This is a genomic window from Psychromonas sp. Urea-02u-13 (assembly GCF_002835995.1).
GTDB lineage: Bacteria > Pseudomonadota > Gammaproteobacteria > Enterobacterales > Psychromonadaceae > Psychromonas.
In genome coordinates this window covers 1-17,732 of sequence record NZ_PJBZ01000106.1, presented here as the reverse complement: position 1 = coordinate 17,732, position 17,732 = coordinate 1, and the positions used below count along the sequence as shown (strand labels likewise).

At 39.1% G+C, this 17,732-nt stretch carries 21 protein-coding genes; 5 read left to right on the top strand and 16 right to left on the bottom strand.

Annotated elements, in window-relative coordinates; translation table 11 throughout:
- Both CXF74_RS18950 and CXF74_RS18945 read right to left on the bottom strand, forming a co-directional pair.
- Nucleotides 1-736 (bottom strand): methyl-accepting chemotaxis protein (locus CXF74_RS18950; RefSeq protein ID WP_198552923.1); only part of this gene is annotated, 736 nt, incomplete at its 3' end.
- Nucleotides 737-764: 28 nt separating this feature from the next.
- A complete protein-coding gene (locus CXF74_RS18945; protein ID WP_101084105.1) occupies nucleotides 765-1,319 on the bottom strand; it encodes a hypothetical protein in 555 nt (184 codons plus the stop codon).
- 426 nt (nucleotides 1,320-1,745) lie between these two features.
- On the opposite strand from CXF74_RS18945, the gene CXF74_RS18940 reads away from it, so the two are divergent.
- A complete protein-coding gene (locus CXF74_RS18940) occupies nucleotides 1,746-2,729 on the top strand; it encodes an ABC transporter substrate-binding protein (RefSeq protein WP_101084104.1) in 984 nt (327 codons plus the stop codon).
- A 270-nt stretch (nucleotides 2,730-2,999) separates the two neighbouring features.
- Here CXF74_RS18940 and hda read toward each other — a convergent pair whose 3' ends face one another.
- Both hda and CXF74_RS18930 read right to left on the bottom strand, forming a co-directional pair.
- Nucleotides 3,000-3,728: a DnaA inactivator Hda gene (hda, locus tag CXF74_RS18935; RefSeq protein ID WP_101084103.1), complete on the bottom strand. Its 729-nt coding sequence runs from the start codon at nucleotides 3,726-3,728 to the stop codon at nucleotides 3,000-3,002.
- 8 nt (nucleotides 3,729-3,736) lie between these two features.
- The gene (locus tag CXF74_RS18930; protein WP_101084102.1) at nucleotides 3,737-4,879 is read right to left on the bottom strand and encodes a DUF2066 domain-containing protein; all 1,143 of its coding nucleotides are present in this window, start codon (nucleotides 4,877-4,879) and stop codon (nucleotides 3,737-3,739) included.
- Nucleotides 4,880-5,161: 282 nt separating this feature from the next.
- On the opposite strand from CXF74_RS18930, the gene purM reads away from it, so the two are divergent.
- Both purM and purN read left to right on the top strand, forming a co-directional pair.
- Nucleotides 5,162-6,202 carry a phosphoribosylformylglycinamidine cyclo-ligase gene (gene purM / locus CXF74_RS18925; RefSeq protein WP_101084101.1) on the top strand — a complete coding sequence of 347 codons (1,041 nt, stop codon included), beginning with the start codon at nucleotides 5,162-5,164 and terminating at the stop codon, nucleotides 6,200-6,202.
- 4 nt (nucleotides 6,203-6,206) lie between these two features.
- Nucleotides 6,207-6,860, top strand: a complete 654-nt coding sequence (gene purN / locus CXF74_RS18920; protein WP_101084100.1) for a phosphoribosylglycinamide formyltransferase — start codon at nucleotides 6,207-6,209, stop codon at nucleotides 6,858-6,860.
- A gap of 72 nt (nucleotides 6,861-6,932) precedes the next feature.
- Here purN and CXF74_RS18915 read toward each other — a convergent pair whose 3' ends face one another.
- From CXF74_RS18915 to hemA, 12 genes are all read right to left on the bottom strand, one after another.
- Nucleotides 6,933-7,121, bottom strand: a complete 189-nt coding sequence (locus tag CXF74_RS18915; RefSeq protein WP_101084099.1) for a hypothetical protein — start codon at nucleotides 7,119-7,121, stop codon at nucleotides 6,933-6,935.
- Between the two features lie 95 nt (nucleotides 7,122-7,216).
- Nucleotides 7,217-7,894, bottom strand: a complete 678-nt coding sequence (locus CXF74_RS18910; protein ID WP_101084098.1) for an LrgB family protein — start codon at nucleotides 7,892-7,894, stop codon at nucleotides 7,217-7,219.
- Nucleotide 7,895: 1 nt separating this feature from the next.
- Nucleotides 7,896-8,285, bottom strand: coding sequence for a CidA/LrgA family protein (locus CXF74_RS18905; RefSeq protein WP_101084097.1), 390 nt, complete (start codon nucleotides 8,283-8,285; stop codon nucleotides 7,896-7,898).
- A 9-nt stretch (nucleotides 8,286-8,294) separates the two neighbouring features.
- Nucleotides 8,295-9,194, bottom strand: a complete 900-nt coding sequence (murQ, locus tag CXF74_RS18900; protein WP_101084096.1) for an N-acetylmuramic acid 6-phosphate etherase — start codon at nucleotides 9,192-9,194, stop codon at nucleotides 8,295-8,297.
- Between the two features lie 27 nt (nucleotides 9,195-9,221).
- Nucleotides 9,222-10,331, bottom strand: a complete 1,110-nt coding sequence (rlmM, locus tag CXF74_RS18895) for a 23S rRNA (cytidine(2498)-2'-O)-methyltransferase RlmM (protein WP_101084095.1) — start codon at nucleotides 10,329-10,331, stop codon at nucleotides 9,222-9,224.
- Nucleotides 10,325-10,735, bottom strand: coding sequence for a DUF423 domain-containing protein (locus CXF74_RS18890; protein WP_232772589.1), 411 nt, complete (start codon nucleotides 10,733-10,735; stop codon nucleotides 10,325-10,327). Before CXF74_RS18890 ends, rlmM begins: the two co-directional genes overlap by 7 nt.
- The gene (gene kdsA / locus CXF74_RS18885) at nucleotides 10,722-11,570 is read right to left on the bottom strand and encodes a 3-deoxy-8-phosphooctulonate synthase (RefSeq protein WP_101084094.1); all 849 of its coding nucleotides are present in this window, start codon (nucleotides 11,568-11,570) and stop codon (nucleotides 10,722-10,724) included. The genes CXF74_RS18890 and kdsA overlap by 14 nt, the downstream gene beginning before the upstream one ends.
- A gap of 83 nt (nucleotides 11,571-11,653) precedes the next feature.
- On the bottom strand, nucleotides 11,654-12,592 hold the full coding sequence (locus tag CXF74_RS18880) for a SirB1 family protein (RefSeq protein ID WP_101084093.1): 939 nt from the start codon (nucleotides 12,590-12,592) through the stop codon (nucleotides 11,654-11,656).
- Nucleotides 12,593-12,601: 9 nt separating this feature from the next.
- Nucleotides 12,602-12,988 (bottom strand): SirB2 family protein, encoded by a 387-nt coding sequence (locus CXF74_RS18875; protein WP_101084092.1) that lies wholly within the window; start codon nucleotides 12,986-12,988, stop codon nucleotides 12,602-12,604.
- Nucleotides 12,988-13,857, bottom strand: coding sequence for a peptide chain release factor N(5)-glutamine methyltransferase (gene prmC / locus CXF74_RS18870; RefSeq protein ID WP_101084091.1), 870 nt, complete (start codon nucleotides 13,855-13,857; stop codon nucleotides 12,988-12,990). The genes CXF74_RS18875 and prmC overlap by 1 nt, the downstream gene beginning before the upstream one ends.
- On the bottom strand, nucleotides 13,858-14,949 hold the full coding sequence (gene prfA / locus CXF74_RS18865; RefSeq protein ID WP_101084090.1) for a peptide chain release factor 1: 1,092 nt from the start codon (nucleotides 14,947-14,949) through the stop codon (nucleotides 13,858-13,860).
- A gap of 94 nt (nucleotides 14,950-15,043) precedes the next feature.
- Nucleotides 15,044-16,300 (bottom strand): glutamyl-tRNA reductase, encoded by a 1,257-nt coding sequence (gene hemA, locus CXF74_RS18860; protein ID WP_101084089.1) that lies wholly within the window; start codon nucleotides 16,298-16,300, stop codon nucleotides 15,044-15,046.
- 262 nt (nucleotides 16,301-16,562) lie between these two features.
- Between hemA and CXF74_RS18855 the strand changes: the two genes are divergently transcribed.
- Nucleotides 16,563-17,003: an outer membrane protein assembly factor BamE gene (locus tag CXF74_RS18855; protein WP_101084088.1), complete on the top strand. Its 441-nt coding sequence runs from the start codon at nucleotides 16,563-16,565 to the stop codon at nucleotides 17,001-17,003.
- A 29-nt stretch (nucleotides 17,004-17,032) separates the two neighbouring features.
- Nucleotides 17,033-17,569, top strand: coding sequence for a peptide-methionine (S)-S-oxide reductase MsrA (gene msrA, locus CXF74_RS18850; protein ID WP_101084087.1), 537 nt, complete (start codon nucleotides 17,033-17,035; stop codon nucleotides 17,567-17,569).
- Nucleotides 17,570-17,732 lie beyond the last annotated feature (163 nt).

Genomic DNA, 17,732 nt, shown 5'->3' with positions numbered 1-17,732 from the left:
ACGTTATACGGCGTACATTAACAACATTTCTATTAATAGATTCTGCGACCGAACTTTGCTGCTCAGATGCGCTTGCAATCTGCATGTTCATATTCGAAATAGTTTGGATAGCGTGGTTAATACTCTGCAGGGCAAGGGTTGCATTGTGAGCTTCGGTTACAGTGAGATCAACCTGCACCTTCCCAGCTTTAATCGCAATGACTGCATTTTTAGATCCGGTTTGCAATGCTGTAGTTAGTGTCTCGATTTGTAAAATAGACTCTTGAGTACGCTTTGCTAATGAACGGACTTCATCAGCAACAACGGCAAAACCTCTACCCTGTTCGCCCGCTCTAGCCGCCTCTATAGCTGCATTTAAAGCAAGTAAATTGGTTTGCTCTGCAATCCCACTAATCACCTGTAGTATGCCACCAATATTGTCACTTTCTTGTTGCAGGCTAACGATTTGTTTTTCCGTTTGCAGCATCTGTGTCGCTAACGTATCAATGCTTTGCAACGTTTTACTCACCACATTAATACCCTGTGTTGCTTCTGTATTTGCATTCTCTGCAGCATTGGATGCACTTACCGCGTTACTCGCAACATCACCACTCGCATTAGAAATATTACGTATCATCACGGATAGATTTTTTGCCATTTTATCAATGGCCACCATAAACTGGCTAATTTCATCGTGACCACTGATATCTACTTTAGTTTCTAAACGCCCTTCAGCGAGTTCATTTGCAATATGCATAGCCTGTTTAAGTGGACGTACTATCAGCCTAACAATCAAAAGTGAAGTTAATATCGCGATATATAATGCCACCGATAGTAAAAAGTACAATTAACGTAACACTCTCAGTATTACTTTTTTGGATAGTAGGTCCCAGTAGATCTTGCTCGGACATAACCGATAATTTAACTTGCTCTAATTGATCCGCCACTAATGGACCAAGCTTATCTAACTCATTGCTAATAAGAGCATTTCTCGATGTGATCAGTTTATTAACAGAAATAGTGGCCACGATATACTGTTTACTCGCTTCGCTAAACTGACTGAGTAGATGACGTCTTTCTACGTTTTGTAATTGCTCATCTAATGCTTGTTCAGCTTGCGTTAAATCAGTAGTGAGATAAGTAATGGCCTTTTGATAATCCTTACTATTGTTGGTCATCAGGTATTTGTTGCCATACAAGCGTGCCAATAACAGTTTTTCTTGCAAAATCGCACCATAAAAGGACGCAGTTGGATCTTCATCTTGATAAGCAGATAAAATAATTTCAGAAACAGCACTTCTCATCGCAAGACCATTGGGATCAAGTTTATTTTTTACCAATAAATCACGTTGCTTTATGAGGCTTACGACTTCTTGAAAGACTTGATCATATTTTTCAACCTGTAAAGTCGAACTTTCAATAATGCCACACGCTCAGGAAAGGATATCTGTGTTTCAGCGGTATTTAAAAAATCACGAACATTTTTAAGACGGGCTTGATAAGAATTAAGATATTTATCATCATGGTAAATAATGAAATTTTTAACATCCATACGAATAAGCAATAGGTTGGCTTGCAATCGGCCCGATAGATTTGAATCTCTTTATACATATCAACACACCTAGGAATAGCGAACTTAATACCTACTTTATCGTACTTCTTCTCTCATATTTTCACTCTATTTAGAAATCACACATTAGGTGAAATAGCCTACAGAGAACAACAAGGCTATACTAATAGTAAGGCCCAAAACGTAGGTACTAACGATGCAAATATTAATGCTGATCTTATTTGTTATATCAATAAGTTGTTTATCAACAAACGTATTCGCAAAAAAAAAGGTATTGGTGATTGAAAGTTATCACAGTGAATTTAGTTGGGATAAAAGTTATATAGAGGGCTTAAAATCGATTCTAGGTGAAGATTATGAACTCTCGTACTTCCAAATGGATACCAAACGCTTAGCGGTTAAAGAACATCAACAGCAAGCGGATGCAGCTTGGTTACACTATCAATTATTACAACCGGAATTAGTGATTTTAGGTGACGATAATGCCTTGAAATATCTCGGAAAACGTTTCACTAGCACAGAGACACCGGTCATTTATTTAGGTATTAATAATAACCCTCGCAACTATGAACTGCACAAAAGCAAAAATATTACTGGCGTATTAGAGCGCCCTTTGATTAAACGTTCCGTATCTAATCTTTCACATGGCAAAGCGAAAAAAGTATTAATCCTTTTTGATAGTAGCCATACTTCTCAGACTATTTTAGAGGAGAAGTTTGCTAATAATAAGCACGCTATTATCTCGAATATTCAGGTTGATATTGCATTAATCAATGACTGGTCAACCTGGCAAGAAAAAGTACTGCAGAGCGCAGAAAATCAGTACGACATATTATTTATCGGTTTATACCACACCATCAAAGATCAGGATAATAACCATATTCCTGCCGCAGAAGTACTTGATTGGACAATACAAAACACACCTATCCCACCTTTTGCTTTTTGGGACTTTAGTATTGGCGAGGATAAAGCGATTGGCGGATTGGTACTTTCAGGTTATGAACAAGGAAAACTAGCGGCACAGATGGCAAAAATAATTTTAGAAACCTCTGTCCATCCTTACCAATTAGGCACACAAACCGCCTTAAAAGGTCGCTACTTGTTTAGTCGTCAACAACTAAGCCGGTTTTCCATTACTCTACCTGAGAAGATAAAAAAACGCGCGACTTTCGTCGATTAGTCTATTTATAACGCAGGAAATGCGCATTATAAATAAGACTTAGATTAAACAATGTTTGTAAATTCAAAAGAAATTAACCACGAAGGCACGAAGAAAAGGAAGGTTAAATAGCAAATTTAATTTTGGCTATTGATTTCTTCGTGTTCTCTGTGTAACGAAGTGGCTTCGTGGTGATTTTTTATTCATCATAGGGAACAACGCGATAGCAATACGTATTTGGGAGTGCTAAACGTATTTTCAATTATAATTCGCTTGCCGTGATTTATACGCTTATAACCCTAATACTTCTTTGACAAAAGGAATGGTTAATTTACGTTGTGCTTCTAGCGAGGCATTGTCCAGACGGTCTAGCGTATTGAGTAACAAATCCATTTCACGTGAAAGGCGATTAAGTAAAAAACGGCCCACATCCACGGGTAATTTCATGCCTTTAAGCTCCGCACGTAATTGTAATGCACCGAGTTTCTCTTCATCATTTAACGGCGCTAAATGATAACAAGCGCCCCACTCTAATCGAGAAACCAGATCTTTCAATTTGATATTAATCTGCTTGGGTAGGTTATTTGCACAGAGTATTAAACTTGCGCCTTTTGAGCGTTGCTCTTTGGTATCTATCCAGCGATTATAAAAGTCAAAAAGTGCTTTTTCCCAGGTTTTATTACCTGCAATTTCATCGATATTATCAATACACAGTAAGCTCATATTTTCCATGTTTTCGAAAATATCTAGACTCATACCTTGGTGATGATGTAGCGGAATGTAAGCAACACTTTCACCGCGTTCGTCTACTTCTGAACACAAAGCATGTAATAGATGTGAGCGACCACTGCCAGATTCGCCCCACATATATAATACCGGTTCACCAATACCAACCACACTATTCTTAAGCTGTGTGATTAACGTGGAATTTTGTCCTGGATAGAAACTTGCAAATGTTTCATCATCAGGAAATTTAAGCGCAAGTAGTGGATATTGAAAACGTAATTCATCCTGTGGCATATTCTTCCTTAGCGCCAGTTAAAGTAAAGAGCTTCTGTTTTTACAGCAACAGTCTCTTTATCTATTAACGTTTCACTTTCAGGGTTTATCTGTGCTTCGCTGTCCGTCGGCTCAGAGGCTATTTCCGTTACCAATGGCAAACTGCTGTCTAGTTGTAAATGAGGTTGTACGGTTAAAGCATTTTTAAAACTGTTCAAGCCACCTTTAATTTTAACCTCAACACTGACACGCTCACCTTCTGCTCCAACAACCGTAAATGAAGAGATAGCTAATAGATTTTTTAAAACAAAGTTTAACTTAGCAAGCTCAGCTAATGAGTTAATACCATTTATATGCAGTATTTGTGTAAATTTTTCATCTTGGTTTTCAAGAATCGCATATTGACTCGCATAATAATCGGCTAGTGCATTAACCATTTGTTTAGTGATTGACGATTTACCGCCAATAAACTGCTTAGAGAGTAAAACATGATGTTGTTTAGAGACAATATCCGTTTGTATTAATTGCCAGTTGAGTTTCCACTTTTCACTGTTGATTGCTTTTAATTCTGCAACCACCACTTGCGTACGTGCATATCTGACAGACGCCTCGGCGACTTGGTCATAAAAACGTCCACGTACATCAGACACTGAAAGTGCAAGGTTATCATCCAAATCCATTAACGGAAATTGTGTTTGAATGCCACGGCGACGCTCGGTTTGCTGTAATGACCAACTTAAAGAGGCATCGTTACTTTGTTTAATCGTATTATCTGAAACCAGTTTATTATTATGGATTAACCATATTAACGTGGTCGGGCGTGTACCCCCCCAGACAGGTTGCTGCATATCTTTTAACGATTGGTTTATTTTACGTTTATCAAATACTGCAGAATAATATTGTGTGCCCTGTACTTTACGATAACCGTATTGAGAGATTAATTGTTGTGACTTTTTAAGTAACTGTTTTGCTTCAGCCAGCGAGCTAATATCAGTATTGCCTGACACTTTAACCAGCACTTGTTTTAATGCCATCTCTTTTAATTCTTTTTCATTAAAAGATTCAACCATGACGTTACCCTGATAAGGGTCGCTAAATTGACTCGCCGCCACTGACGTGGAAAAAGCGAAGCATGCCATCAATACAACAGACTTTAGAAAAGTTGAGATCATTATTTGTGGTCACCAAAATTAAATATTGAAGTCGATCATAAGCAGATCACCGATGAATGCAAGATGCTAAACGACATTAAACAATTAAATATTGTTTAAATGCACAAGATTGCTTTTATTTTATCCAATTACCTCCTAATTGATGAAAGATTTACCTGAAAAGGGAAATTGTTTTCAGAAACAGTTCAACCCTTGTAAGATAAATGTTAAAATGCGCGCAGATTTTTATCCCTAAAGTAAAAGCGATAATCGCTTTTACGCCTAATTTTGCGAGGATTGCAAGTGAGCAACGAAAAAACCTCTTTAAGCTATAAAGACGCTGGCGTAGATATTGACGCAGGTACAGCATTAGTTGAACGTATTAAAGGTGTAGCAAAACGCACTAAACGCCCAGAAGTAATGGGTGGATTAGGTGGTTTTGGCGCATTATGTCAACTACCAACTGGCTACAAAGAGCCTTTATTAGTTGCTGGCACGGATGGTGTTGGTACAAAATTGCGTTTAGCGATTGACCTTAAAAAACATGACACTGTAGGTATCGATTTAGTTGCTATGTGTGTGAATGACCTTATTGTTCAAGGTGCTGAGCCACTATTTTTCTTAGATTACTACGCAACTGGTAAACTAGATATTGATGTAGCAGCTGCTGTTGTAACAGGTATCGGTGAAGGTTGTTTACAATCTAACTGTTCATTAATCGGTGGCGAAACTGCTGAAATGCCAGGCATGTACGAAGGCGACGATTACGATATCGCTGGTTTCTGTGTCGGTGTTGTTGAAAAAGCTGAAGTAATCGACGGTACTAAAGTAGCGGCTGGTGATGCACTTATCGCAGTTGGCTCAAGTGGTCCTCACTCTAACGGTTACTCGTTAGTACGTAAAATTTTAGAAGTATCAAAAGCTGATACAAGCGCACCATTCGGTGATTCAACGCTAGGTGATACATTATTAACACCTACTAAAATCTACGTTAAATCTACATTAGAATTAATTAAAAACTGTCCTGTACATGCTATTTCGCATATTACAGGTGGTGGTTTCTGGGAAAATATCCCACGCGTATTACCTGCTGGTAACAAAGCAGTAGTAGATGGCAAGAGCTGGGAATGGCCTGCAATCTTCAACTGGTTACAAGAAAACGGTAACGTTGAAACTGAAGAGATGTACCGCACATTTAACTGTGGTGTAGGTCTTATGATTGTTGTTCCTGCTTCTGAAAAAGAGAAAGCAGTTGAGATCTTAACGGCTCAAGGCGAAAACGCTTGGGTACTAGGTCACATTGAAACGTCTGTAGAAGGCGAATCTCAAGTAGAGATTAACTAATCTAATGGCAACTAAAAAAATTGTTGTACTTATCTCTGGTGGCGGTACTAACCTACAAGCAATCATTGATAAGTTACATAAACAGCCCCTTGGTGAGCTAGAAACTGAAATTTTTGCTGTTATCAGTAACAAGCCTGACGTTTATGGCCTGCAACGTGCAAACGAAGCAGACATCAAGCAAGTTGTTGTTGCAAGTAAAGGCATTACTGTTCGTGAAGAATATGATGCGTTACTGAGTACTGAAATTAACAAACATCAGCCTGATTTAATTGTTCTTGCTGGTTTCATGCGAATTTTAAGTACAGAATTTGTTAACAATTACCTTGGTAAAATGATTAACATTCATCCTTCTTTGTTACCAAAATATCCTGGTATCAATACACATCAACGTGCTATCGACGCTGCTGATGATGTACATGGTGCAACGGTACATTTTGTAACACCCGAGTTGGATAGTGGTCCTACTGTTTTACAAGCTAAAGTTCCGTTATATAGTAACGATTCAAGCAACGATTTACGCGAACGTGTTTTAACACAAGAGCATTTAATCTACCCGCTCGTTGCACAATGGTTCTTAGCAGGTCGTTTAACGATGCAAGGCAACCAAGCAATTTTAGATGGTAAAGTATTACCTGAAAATGGTTATGCAGCTGATTAACGAATAAGTTAATCCTAAATTTAAAAAACCGACTGATGTCGGTTTTTTTATACCTGTCATTTAGCGAATACGCTAGTCACATCTGTGCTTGGCAATCAGTTCATGATTATTTTTATCATCACATTGGCATGACTGATAATCAAAACTCCCGCCACTATCAAGGCAGCGATCAACCTGCATATAAACACTGTTGTTAAACTGCCAAATCGCAATAACAACAAAAGCGGTCAACAGAGGGATTAATAGATAACGTTTTTTCAAATTAAGCTTCTTTTCGATGAATGTTATGAAAGGCGGTCATAGGGGTAGTTTCTATTTCAGTTAAAACAAATCAACTGAAATAGAATAAGAGATTTTTAAAACAATAGCATATAAAAGACAGGCATTAATAAAGCAGAGAAAATCGCACAGACGATTAAGGCGAGGGATGAAAAGGCGCCCTCTTCTTGGCAATCTTCTAATAACTTAGCGGTGCCCAACACATGTGATGCACAACCTATCGCAAGACCTACAGCCTGTTTATCTTTCACACCAATGCGGTGTAAAAATGGGCGCCCCACCGTTGAACCTAGCAATCCAACAAAGACCACCATCACAGCTGTCAGTGATAATATCCCACCCAAACTTCGGCTGACTTCAACCGCAATGGCAGTAGTAATCGATTGGCTTGCAAGCGAGGCAGAAATAATTGGCTGTGCACCCAGCATCGGTAAAATATAAAATGCCACCGAAAACGCAATACACACAGACAGCAAACAACTGATTAAAATAATATTGAGCTTTTGTTTGATTAAATGTATTTGTAAGAAGAGAGGAATAGCCAAAGCAACCACAGCCGGCTCAAGCAGTAGCGTTAATATCTTAGTGCCCGACTTATATTGCTGAAAATCAAGATTAAACACTAAATGTAATAGTATAAGCGTCGTCATAGAGAGTAAAAAAGGGTGAAAAAGTGACCAAGGTTTACGTTTGAATAAGGCTTTACTCAGGAAAAAGATAACTAAGGTAAGCGGTAATGCAAAATAGAAAAACATATTACTTACTGCCTTTTTTATTGAGATACTGAAAAAGATGGCCCACAGTAAACATAATTAGGAATGAACTGAAGAAGGTAGAGAATAGAATCACTATCCAATTATCGACTAATAAATCAAGGTAATTGATTAAACCAACAGCGAGTGGGATAAATAAGATCACCATATATTTCAAGGTGAAGTTTGCACTGTCGATAACCCAGTCTATTTTAATAAGGCGTGTGGTTAGGCCTAAAAATAGAAGTAATAAACCAATAATACTGCCCGGAAATACAATCGGCAGTTGTGCGCTAATGACTTTGCCAACGGCAAGAAAAACAAAAATAATGATAAAACCACGCACAAAATTGAATGCTTGGGTTAATAATGCGGGGGATGATAATTTAGACATGTTGCCTCGTTACTGGGTTAATGCACCACGAATAAAGCCACCTTCTTTTGCTAACTTTTGTTGCGCGGTTGCGGCGTCAATATTGAGTAATATCATGACGATAGCGGTTTTACAATGATTCTCACATTCAGATAAAGCCAGTTCAGCAGTTTCAAACGAACACTCAGTTGCCTGCACAACAATATTTTTCTGGCGTTGAAGCAATTTTGCATTGGTCGCTTCAACATCAACCATCAAGTTACCAAATACCTTACCGGTTTTAATCATCGCACCGGTAGTAATCATATTCAGTACTAATTTTTGCGCCGTCCCTGCTTTCATACGTGAAGAGCCGGTGACCACTTCTGCGCCAACGACGGGGGTGATGGAGATTTGAGCGAGCTCTGTCATTGGGCTTTGAGGGTTACAGCTAATACAAGCAACCGTTGCACCTTGTGTTAAGGCGTATTGCATTGCACCTAATACATAAGGCGTGCGCCCACTGGCAGCAATCCCCACTAACACATCATCTTTAGTGAAGTTCAGTGTTTGTAAGTCTTGTGCACCTAATGGACCGTTGTCTTCTGCATTTTCAACGGCTTTTAAAATAGCAGCATGACCACCCGCAATCAAACCAACCACTTGCTCTGGTTTTGACCCATAGGTAGGTGGACATTCACTGGCATCTAAAATACCTAAACGACCAGAAGTGCCCGCACCACTGTAGATTAAACGTCCACCAGAAGAAAATGCAAGTGCGACAGCATCGACCACTTTTGCTATTTCTGGCAGTGTTTGCTCAACGGCGAAGGCCACTTTTTTGTCTTCATCGTTGATCACTTTTAATAACTCAAGTGTTGATAACGTATCTATTTGTTCAGATGCGCGATTACGACTTTCAGTGACTAATGACGTTAAATCAATTTTCATAGTGGCCTTGTTAATTGAATCTAAGTATTAGTATTTCTTAGTTTGGCTATTAATTACATTACCCCATACCGTGCCGATAAGGCTAACGTGTACAGTGATCTCTTCTCGGTCGTGATAAAGATGTTTTGCTTGAATCTGGTAGGTCAATTCCGCTTCTTCTAACATATCAGTCAGAATTTTTAAGTCTTGAGCCGCTTCTTGGTAACGTTTTTTCATGGGTAATTTAAGGTTAAAAATAGCCTCTTTACACCAACCTTCAACCAACCATTTTGCCATTAATTGCGCCACACGTTTTGGCTTCTCAATCATATCGCAAACTAACCAATCGATGTTTTTACGCTCAGGTTCAAACTTAAAGCCATCTTCCATATAATGCGTTATCTGACCTGATTCCATTAGGCTTTCAGCCATTGCGCCATTATCAACACAACTTACAAACATACCACGACGAACTAACTGGTAAGTCCAACCACCTGGACAAGCGCCTAAATCAACCGCACGCATACCCGATGTTAAACGTGTTTCTTGCTCTTCTGGTGTTAAAAACACTTGGAATGCTTCATCCAATTTTAACGTTGAACGACTTGGCGCTTCACTTGGGAAACGTAAACGGGCAATACCCATGTACAATTCGCTACGATTACCAGGAATTGAATAACCAATATAAGCTGATTGATTATCTAAAAAGCAAAGATGGTAGTAGATTCTTGTTGGGTTATCTTTTGTTGTTAAACTGTTCTGTTTTTTCAATTTCTGGCGCAGTGGCACAGTGAATTTACGGCAGAATGTAAGCAGTGGTTTTGTTTCATCACCTTCAGGTGTTTCAACGTAAATATCGCCACCCATCGGCATATCGCGTGTCACTTCAAGAATTGGGCTAATGCGATCTTCAAGCGGTAGGTCATCTACAAACGCTTTTACGATGATCATTTGGCGCGCGAATATCAGCTGTTTATAAACAATCGCGTTACCAAGCGCTTCAACATCATCAGGGTTATAACATTGATAAAATACATACCCACTGTTGCGCACGGTTTTAATAAAACCGAACATCTCTAACTCTGACGCTTTATCTTGAATTTCGTTAGCGCAATCGTTTTCAAAACCGGGGCGACAATATAATAAAATACCTAACATTTAGAACTATTCCTGATAATAGAGATTGCGAACATAAGCCACGCAATCATTAATAATAACCCGCCAATGGGGGTTATCATGCCAAGCATTTTAGTGCCTGTAAAAACATAGAGGTATAAACTACCGCTAAAAAAAGTAATGCCCAAGACAAAGCTTATCTGACTGATAATCAGCCAGCGGTTTGTTATAAACAAACCAACAATCGAAACCGCAAGCAATGTAATGGCATGTAATAATTGATAATTAACCGCAAGTTGAAAATATTCAACTTGCTCAGGTGTTGCCCAACTTGCAAGCCCATGACTTGCATAAGCCCCCAATGCAACACCCGTTGCGCCTAATAGTGCGGCAAGCACTAAAAATAGGCTGCTGATGGCGTTGATACTAATGTTACTCTGTATCAATCGCTTCTAAGCTTTTTGCAAGCTCATCCATCTGTTTCATTTGCGTTAAGAACGGTTTCAATTTATCCATTGAAAGAGCACAAGGACCGTCACATTTTGCATTACTTGGATCAGGATGAGACTCTAAAAATAGACCCGCAATACCTTGAGACATACCCGCAAGACCTAACTGTACCACTTGGCTACGACGGCCATCAGCACTATCACTGCGTGCACCTGGTTTTTGCAGTGAATGTGTCACATCAAAAATAACCGGGTAACCGGTTTCTTTCATAGTACTAAAACCTAACATATCAACGACTAGGTTGTTGTAACCAAAACAGCTACCACGTTCACACAAGATAATGTTGTCATTACCCGCTTCATTAAATTTAGTAATGATATGTGCCATTTCGTGTGGTGCTAAAAATTGTGCTTTTTTCACGTTAATCACAGCGTTTGTTTCTGCCATCGCTTTAACAAGATCTGTTTGACGACTTAAAAATGCAGGTAACTGGATCACATCAACCACTTCAGCAACCGGTTTTGCTTGGTAAGGTTCGTGAACATCAGTAATAATTGGCACATTAAACGTGCTTTTAATTTCTTCAAAAATACGTAGACCTTCTTCAAGACCCGGACCACGGTAGCTATTGATTGATGAGCGATTCGCTTTATCAAATGACGCTTTAAAAACAAAAGGAATATTAAGCGCAGTGGTGATTTCAACATACTGCTCAACCATTTTCATCGCTAAATCGCGAGATTCTAATACATTCATTCCACCAAAAAGAACAAATGGAAGATCATTTGCAACGTCGATATTGCCAACTTTAACTATTTTTTGTGCTTTCATTTTAAACTCTCTTCTAATGACTTTATTGGATAATAATAAAGACGTTTAATAAATATATGGGACAGGTTCATTAACTAAGTAGACTAGTGAATGACCTGAGCATCAAAATTCATATCTTGAATCTGTTTTTGTAAAATATGGACCATCGGATCTTTAGGATGATGTTGCATAAAATATTCAAAATCATCACGCGCTAAACTTAAACAGTCTAGTTGTTGAAACAAAAATCCACGATCACGTACTTCAAAGGCGTCTTCAGGGTTAAGTCGCAATAAAATATCGCTACATAACAGCGCGAGTTCAGTGCGCTCTGCTTGTATATAAGCCGCTTTTAATACATTGATATAACGCTTAATAATGGCTTCATGACTGTCGGGTTTCAACATATCCAAGGTGAGTTTAGCGTGATTACCAAGCTGTCCACGTACTTTAAGCTCTAATAACTCCCAACTAACGATCTCACCTAAAAAGGGATCAACATAAAGCACTTCATTTTCAAGATGAACACAGATAACAAAGCCGCTTGGGAAGCAGATACCTTTAGCCTCAAAATCACATAACTTCAAAAAGTCGAGTAACAAAATACCCAAACTAATTGGAATGCCTTTGCGACGCGAGAATACTTGAGAGATCAGGGCATTCTTAACTTTAAAAAATGCTTTCCAATCGCCTTCAAATCCCTGTTGCTGATAAAGAATATCAAGCAAAGCCAGTAACTTTTCTTTATTCGAACTTTCAAAAGCAGCAAGTTTTGACTTAATCACTAACTGTTGTAAACGTAAGCTGTCTTCAAACTTGTTTATGTAAAGGCCCGTTATTTCAGACTCAATGACTAATGCAGCATCAAGCAATGTGCGCTTATCAAAATCAAATTTTTCATTCATGATCGCTAAAAAAGGCGCTGCCTCTTCAGCTAACGGTTCAGAAACCAGCGTCTCTGATATCGCAGTATCAGAAGTCGAATTTTCAGCCGTCAAGTCTTCCGACGCCTGATGTTCAGACTCCTTATTTTCATAAGTCATAGTCACGCGTTAGCCTACTAATAAAATAGCTTGTTTACTGATCGCAAGTTTACCAATATAAACAATCCAACCTAATGCGCCCAGGAAGCTAATGTACTGTAATTTTGTTGGTTTATTTTCAGATAATGCATTTTTTACCATCACGATATAAACAGCAAACGCAATCGCTTTTTCGAGTACCCAATAACCACTTGTTTCAAATGGGTTGATCTGTAAAAGCCAAATAAGACCCGCACCTAATACAAAAATCGTAAGATGTGTATGTAATAATATTTTCTTGAACAGCGGGTTTTGTGCATTTTTATGATTCGTTTTTAACCAGTAAAAATTAACAATGAAAAAGATAACCGCAATTAAAATAAGGGTTAAATGAGTATGCTTTAAAAATCCGTACATTATTTTATCTCTTTGTGTGTTGGTGATATAGGTGCGTGAGGGGCTGCACTATAAGTAGCAATGGTAATACGATCGTTATCACCATAATCTTTAATTGTTTTAATATTGTGGTAAGCAAGTGATGCAAATATTTCACGTACCGACACACCTTGCTCAAAACCATGCTCAATCATTAAGCTGCCATTTTCATTCAAATAACGCTGCGCCTGTGTGGCAATTAAACGGATATCTGATAATCCATTTTCCGTTGCAACCAGTGCTGAAAGAGGCTCAAAACGCACATCACCTTCATTCAGGTGGTGGTCATTCTCATCAATATAAGGTGGGTTTGATACAATCACATCAAACATGCCTTCAACATTTTCAAACCAATTACTCTGTTTAAACGTGACGTTGTTGATATTGAGCGACGTTGCGTTTTCAATCGCGAGTTTCACGGCGTCATGATTAAAATCGACAGCAAAACACTGCGTATTAGGTAACTCACTCGCGAGCGCTAAAATAATAGCGCCAGTACCTGTTCCTAGATCTAAAATCGAAGATTGAGGAGAACAACAAGCAAGCGCTGTTTCTACCAAAATTTCCGTATCAGGTCGAGGGATCAAAGTGGAATCGTTCACTTTTAATGGCAAAGACCAAAACTCACGGATACCGGTTAAATAAGCCACCGGCACACCATTGATACGCTGTTCAATAAGCGCTTCAAAAGCCACTTTTTGTTCGACGCTTAGGTCACGCTCAGGCCATGTCATTAAATACACCGTTTCTTTTTCTAATACGTGGGCAAGTAATATCTGTGCGTCAAGTAATGCGGAATCACTTGTCACTAACAGAAATTTTGCCCAGGTTAATGCGTCATCAATGCGCAATTAGAAATCGCCTTTCGCAAGGTCAGCCAATTTGTCCGCTTGATCTTCAATTAAGATAGGATCATGTAATGCTTCTAACTCGCCTTCTAAAATTTCGTTTAAGCGGTAAAGCGTTAAGTTGATACGGTGATCACTAACACGCCCTTGTGGGTAGTTGTAAGTACGAATACGTTCACTACGATCACCACTTGCTACTAAGCTACGGCGAATATCTTGCTCTTCTGCATTATTCTTTTCATCTTCAGCTTGTTGTAAACGCGATTGTAAAACAGACATCGCCTGCGCACGGTTTTTATGCTGTGAGCGCTGTTCTTGACATTCAACAACCGTCCCCGTTGGAAGATGGGTAAGACGAATGGCAGAGTCGGTTTTATTAACGTGCTGACCACCCGCGCCAGATGCACGGAAAGTATCGACTTTCAGGTCAGCAGGATTAATTGAAATCGCCTCTGCTTCTGGAATTTCAGGCATCACAACAACGGTACAAGCAGACGTATGAATACGGCCCTGTGATTCAGTTTCTGGTACACGTTGAACACGATGACCGCCCGATTCAAACTTCATGATACCGTAAGCGCCTTCGCCTTCAATTTTTGCAATAATCTCTTTGTAACCGCCTTGCTCACTGCTGTTACTGTTCATGATTTCTAAGCGCCATTTCTTATTATCCGCGTATTTACTGTACATGCGGAACAAGTTACCCACGAAGATAGCCGCTTCATCACCACCGGCACCGGCACGCATTTCTACGTAACAGTTACGATCATCATTAGGATCTTTTGGTAATAATAAGATTTGTAGGTCATCGGAAAGCTTAGCAACGTTCACTTTTGCTTCTTTTACTTCTTCAACCGCCATCTCTTTCATTTCTGGATCGTCGTCATCCATCATCATTTCAGCTGCTTCTAAATCTTCAAGGCTTGCTTGATAAGCTTGGAAACACAATACAACAACTTCAAGCTGAGAATACTCTTTAGTGAGTTCACGGTATTTATTTTGATCAGCCAGTGTATCAGGGTCACCCATTAACGCTTGAATCTCTTCATAACGCTCAACTAATACTTCCAATTTTGTAACAATTGATGCTTTCATATTTTCTCTTTTATTAAAGACGTATACCTATTAATAACTAGGTACTTTAAAAAATACAGTAACCGCTCAGTAATAAACCTGAAGAGTTACCTGTTTATTCTTCGTTCAACCCTAAGGCTGAACGTAATATTTGTAATTCGTTATCATCACCAGAGCGACTGACTTGTGTTAACGCTTGGCTTGGGTGATGAATTAATTTATTGGTTAATTTAAAGGCAAGCTCTTTAAGTACCTTTTCTGCGTCACCGCCTTTCTCTAGTGAACTCATCGCACGTGATAATAATTCATCACGTAATAGTTCACTGTTGGTGCGGTAATTACGAATGCTTTCAACGGCTTTTAATGATTCTAACCAATGGCAAAAATCAACAATGCAGCCTTCAATAATTTTCTCTGCTTCTATCGCTGCTTCTTGGCGTGCCTGTTTATTCTCTTCGATAATGCCATGTAAATCATCAACACTATAAAGGTAGGCATCTCTTAACTCGGAAACTTGTGCTTCTATATCACGTGGCACCGCAATATCGATAAACAACATCGGTTGATGGCGACGTGCTTTTAATGCGCTTTCAACCATGCCTTTACCAATAATAGGTAATGGGCTGGCGGTTGAAGAGATAATAATATCCGCTTCACTAAGATGATTAGGAATCTCACCTAAGGTGATTGCCTGCGCATCAAACTGCTCCACTAAGTCCATCGCGCGTGACAGTGTGCGGTTAGCAATAGTGATATTCGGGACGTTATGTTCAACCAAATATTTACCCACTAGCTCGATGGTTTCGCCCGCACCAATTAATAACACACGGCTTTGGCTCAAATCGCTAAAGATTTGTTTCGCTAAACACACAGCGGCAAAGGCCACGGAAATGGCATTCGCGCCAATTTGTGTTTCAGTACGTACACGTTTAGCCACCGTAAAGGCATGCTGGAACCAACGGTTTAATAACTTATTAACGCTTTTTGCTTGTCCTGCCGTCGCAAACGCCTGTTTAATTTGCCCCAATATTTGTGGCTCACCTAATACCAGCGAGTCTAATCCACAGGAAACTCGAAACAAATGCTGAATAGCTTGTTCGTCATGGTGGCAATAAAGGCTTTTAGATAATTCAGATTCAGCGATATTGTGGAACGCGCAAAACCAATCTATCACCGTTTGACAGTTTGGCTGTTCAACATGGCAATAAATTTCGGTACGGTTACAGGTAGAAACGATCACCGCTTCTAAAACGTTATGTTGTGCTAATAATTGTTGATAAGCATCCAGTAAAGAATCAGGGCTGAAAGCGACTTTTTCTCGCAATGCAACTGACGCGGTCTGATGATTAATTCCTAAAGCAAAAAGAGACATTCTATAAATTCACAACACAAGTTTAAAATGAAAAGCACAGGGCAGGAATTCTACGTAAATTTGTGCAAGAGTGAAAGCATCACACACTTTTTAAAGGCTCTTTGTACAATTTAATAACAATTGTGATAATAAAAAGACCAAGTTGACGCGATTATTCGACTTTACCTTTTTACAACACACCCATGCTTGGGTATTATTCATGCTCATACACTCATTTGAAAAAATGTGTTTTTCTCTCTTTGCAAAAAAGTGTCTTTATAAAATGCCAATAAAAAAAATAGCTAGTGCCCTCTTTTTAACACTCTCACTGTCGGGTTGTTCGTTTCTTTACGATACCTTTGTTTACCAAATTGATATCACCCAAGGTAACTATATTGATGATGAGAAAATTGCACAATTAGAAATTGGCATGTCGCAAGAGCAAGTTATCTTTATATTGGGTTCACCGATGTTAATTGATCAATTTGATTCTTCTAAATGGTATTACATCCGTTATATCAAACCCGGCGGTGAAGCAATTCAGCAAGAACAAGTATTATTGGTTTTCGCAAAAAATGTATTAATGCGTATTCAAAAGGCCGATCATATTAATGATAACCCGTTAGTGAAACCGAATCGTAAAAAAGCGCCTAATGCGGCCGCTGAAAGTAGCAGTGAAGATAAAAAACCACAAACAGACAACTCGGCGCCGATCATTAACTAAAGATGGGCTTATTATAAGGAAATAATGATATGAACAATGCACAAGCAACATTTGCAGGAGGCTGTTTCTGGTGTATCGAAGCGGCCTTTAATTCGCTTGATGGCGTTTTAAGCGCAACTTCTGGTTATTGTGGCGGTGAAACGCTGGACCCTACCTATGACAGTATTTGCACTGGTCAAACAGGTCATGCTGAAGTGGTTCAGATTAGCTTTGATGAAAGCATCATTAGCTACCAAGCACTGTTAGAAATATTTTTTACCTTGCATGATGCAACCCAGTTAAATCGTCAGGGTAATGATGTCGGTACACAATATCGCTCCGCTATTTTTTATCATGATCAAACGCAGCAGCAATTAGCCAACGACTATATCGAGGCACTCACCGCCGACGCTATTTTTGATGCGCCCATTGTGACCACGGTTGTACCTCTTGAAACTTTTTATAGCGCGGAGGCATTTCATCAAGGCTATTATTTACAGAATCCGAGTCAGGGTTATTGCGCAATGGTCATCAGCCCTAAATTTAATAAGTTTAAAGCTAAGTACGCCGATAAACTTAAAACATAAACAAGGCGCGTTAAAACAAAGCGCTTAGCAGGAACTGTCTTTACGCTAAGCGCATTAGAACATTTCGGACAAACCTAAAAACAACAATATCCTTCCCATTTATACCTGACGCACTTCAACTTGCAGGTTAAAACCTCTGAAAATTATCGTTAATTCTCATATT

Excerpts from the sequence above, each read along its gene's own strand:
- hda (WP_101084103.1), bottom strand. The coding sequence starts at position 3,728 with ATGCCACAGGATGAATTACGTTTTCAATATCCACTACTTGCGCTTAAA.
- CXF74_RS18875 (WP_101084092.1), bottom strand. The coding sequence starts at position 12,988 with ATGTACGGATTTTTAAAGCATACTCATTTAACCCTTATTTTAATTGCG.
- prfA (WP_101084090.1), bottom strand. The coding sequence starts at position 14,949 with ATGAAAGCATCAATTGTTACAAAATTGGAAGTATTAGTTGAGCGTTAT.
- CXF74_RS18930 (WP_101084102.1), bottom strand. The coding sequence starts at position 4,879 with ATGATCTCAACTTTTCTAAAGTCTGTTGTATTGATGGCATGCTTCGCT.
- purN (WP_101084100.1), top strand. The coding sequence starts at position 6,207 with ATGGCAACTAAAAAAATTGTTGTACTTATCTCTGGTGGCGGTACTAAC.
- CXF74_RS18910 (WP_101084098.1), bottom strand. The coding sequence starts at position 7,894 with ATGTTTTTCTATTTTGCATTACCGCTTACCTTAGTTATCTTTTTCCTG.
- CXF74_RS18855 (WP_101084088.1), top strand. The coding sequence starts at position 16,563 with ATGCCAATAAAAAAAATAGCTAGTGCCCTCTTTTTAACACTCTCACTG.
- CXF74_RS18905 (WP_101084097.1), bottom strand. The coding sequence starts at position 8,285 with ATGTCTAAATTATCATCCCCCGCATTATTAACCCAAGCATTCAATTTT.
- kdsA (WP_101084094.1), bottom strand. The coding sequence starts at position 11,570 with ATGAAAGCACAAAAAATAGTTAAAGTTGGCAATATCGACGTTGCAAAT.
- msrA (WP_101084087.1), top strand. The coding sequence starts at position 17,033 with ATGAACAATGCACAAGCAACATTTGCAGGAGGCTGTTTCTGGTGTATC.
- CXF74_RS18940 (WP_101084104.1), top strand. The coding sequence starts at position 1,746 with ATGCAAATATTAATGCTGATCTTATTTGTTATATCAATAAGTTGTTTA.
- CXF74_RS18880 (WP_101084093.1), bottom strand. The coding sequence starts at position 12,592 with ATGACTTATGAAAATAAGGAGTCTGAACATCAGGCGTCGGAAGACTTG.
- rlmM (WP_101084095.1), bottom strand. The coding sequence starts at position 10,331 with ATGTTAGGTATTTTATTATATTGTCGCCCCGGTTTTGAAAACGATTGC.
- murQ (WP_101084096.1), bottom strand. The coding sequence starts at position 9,194 with ATGAAAATTGATTTAACGTCATTAGTCACTGAAAGTCGTAATCGCGCA.
- hemA (WP_101084089.1), bottom strand. The coding sequence starts at position 16,300 with ATGTCTCTTTTTGCTTTAGGAATTAATCATCAGACCGCGTCAGTTGCA.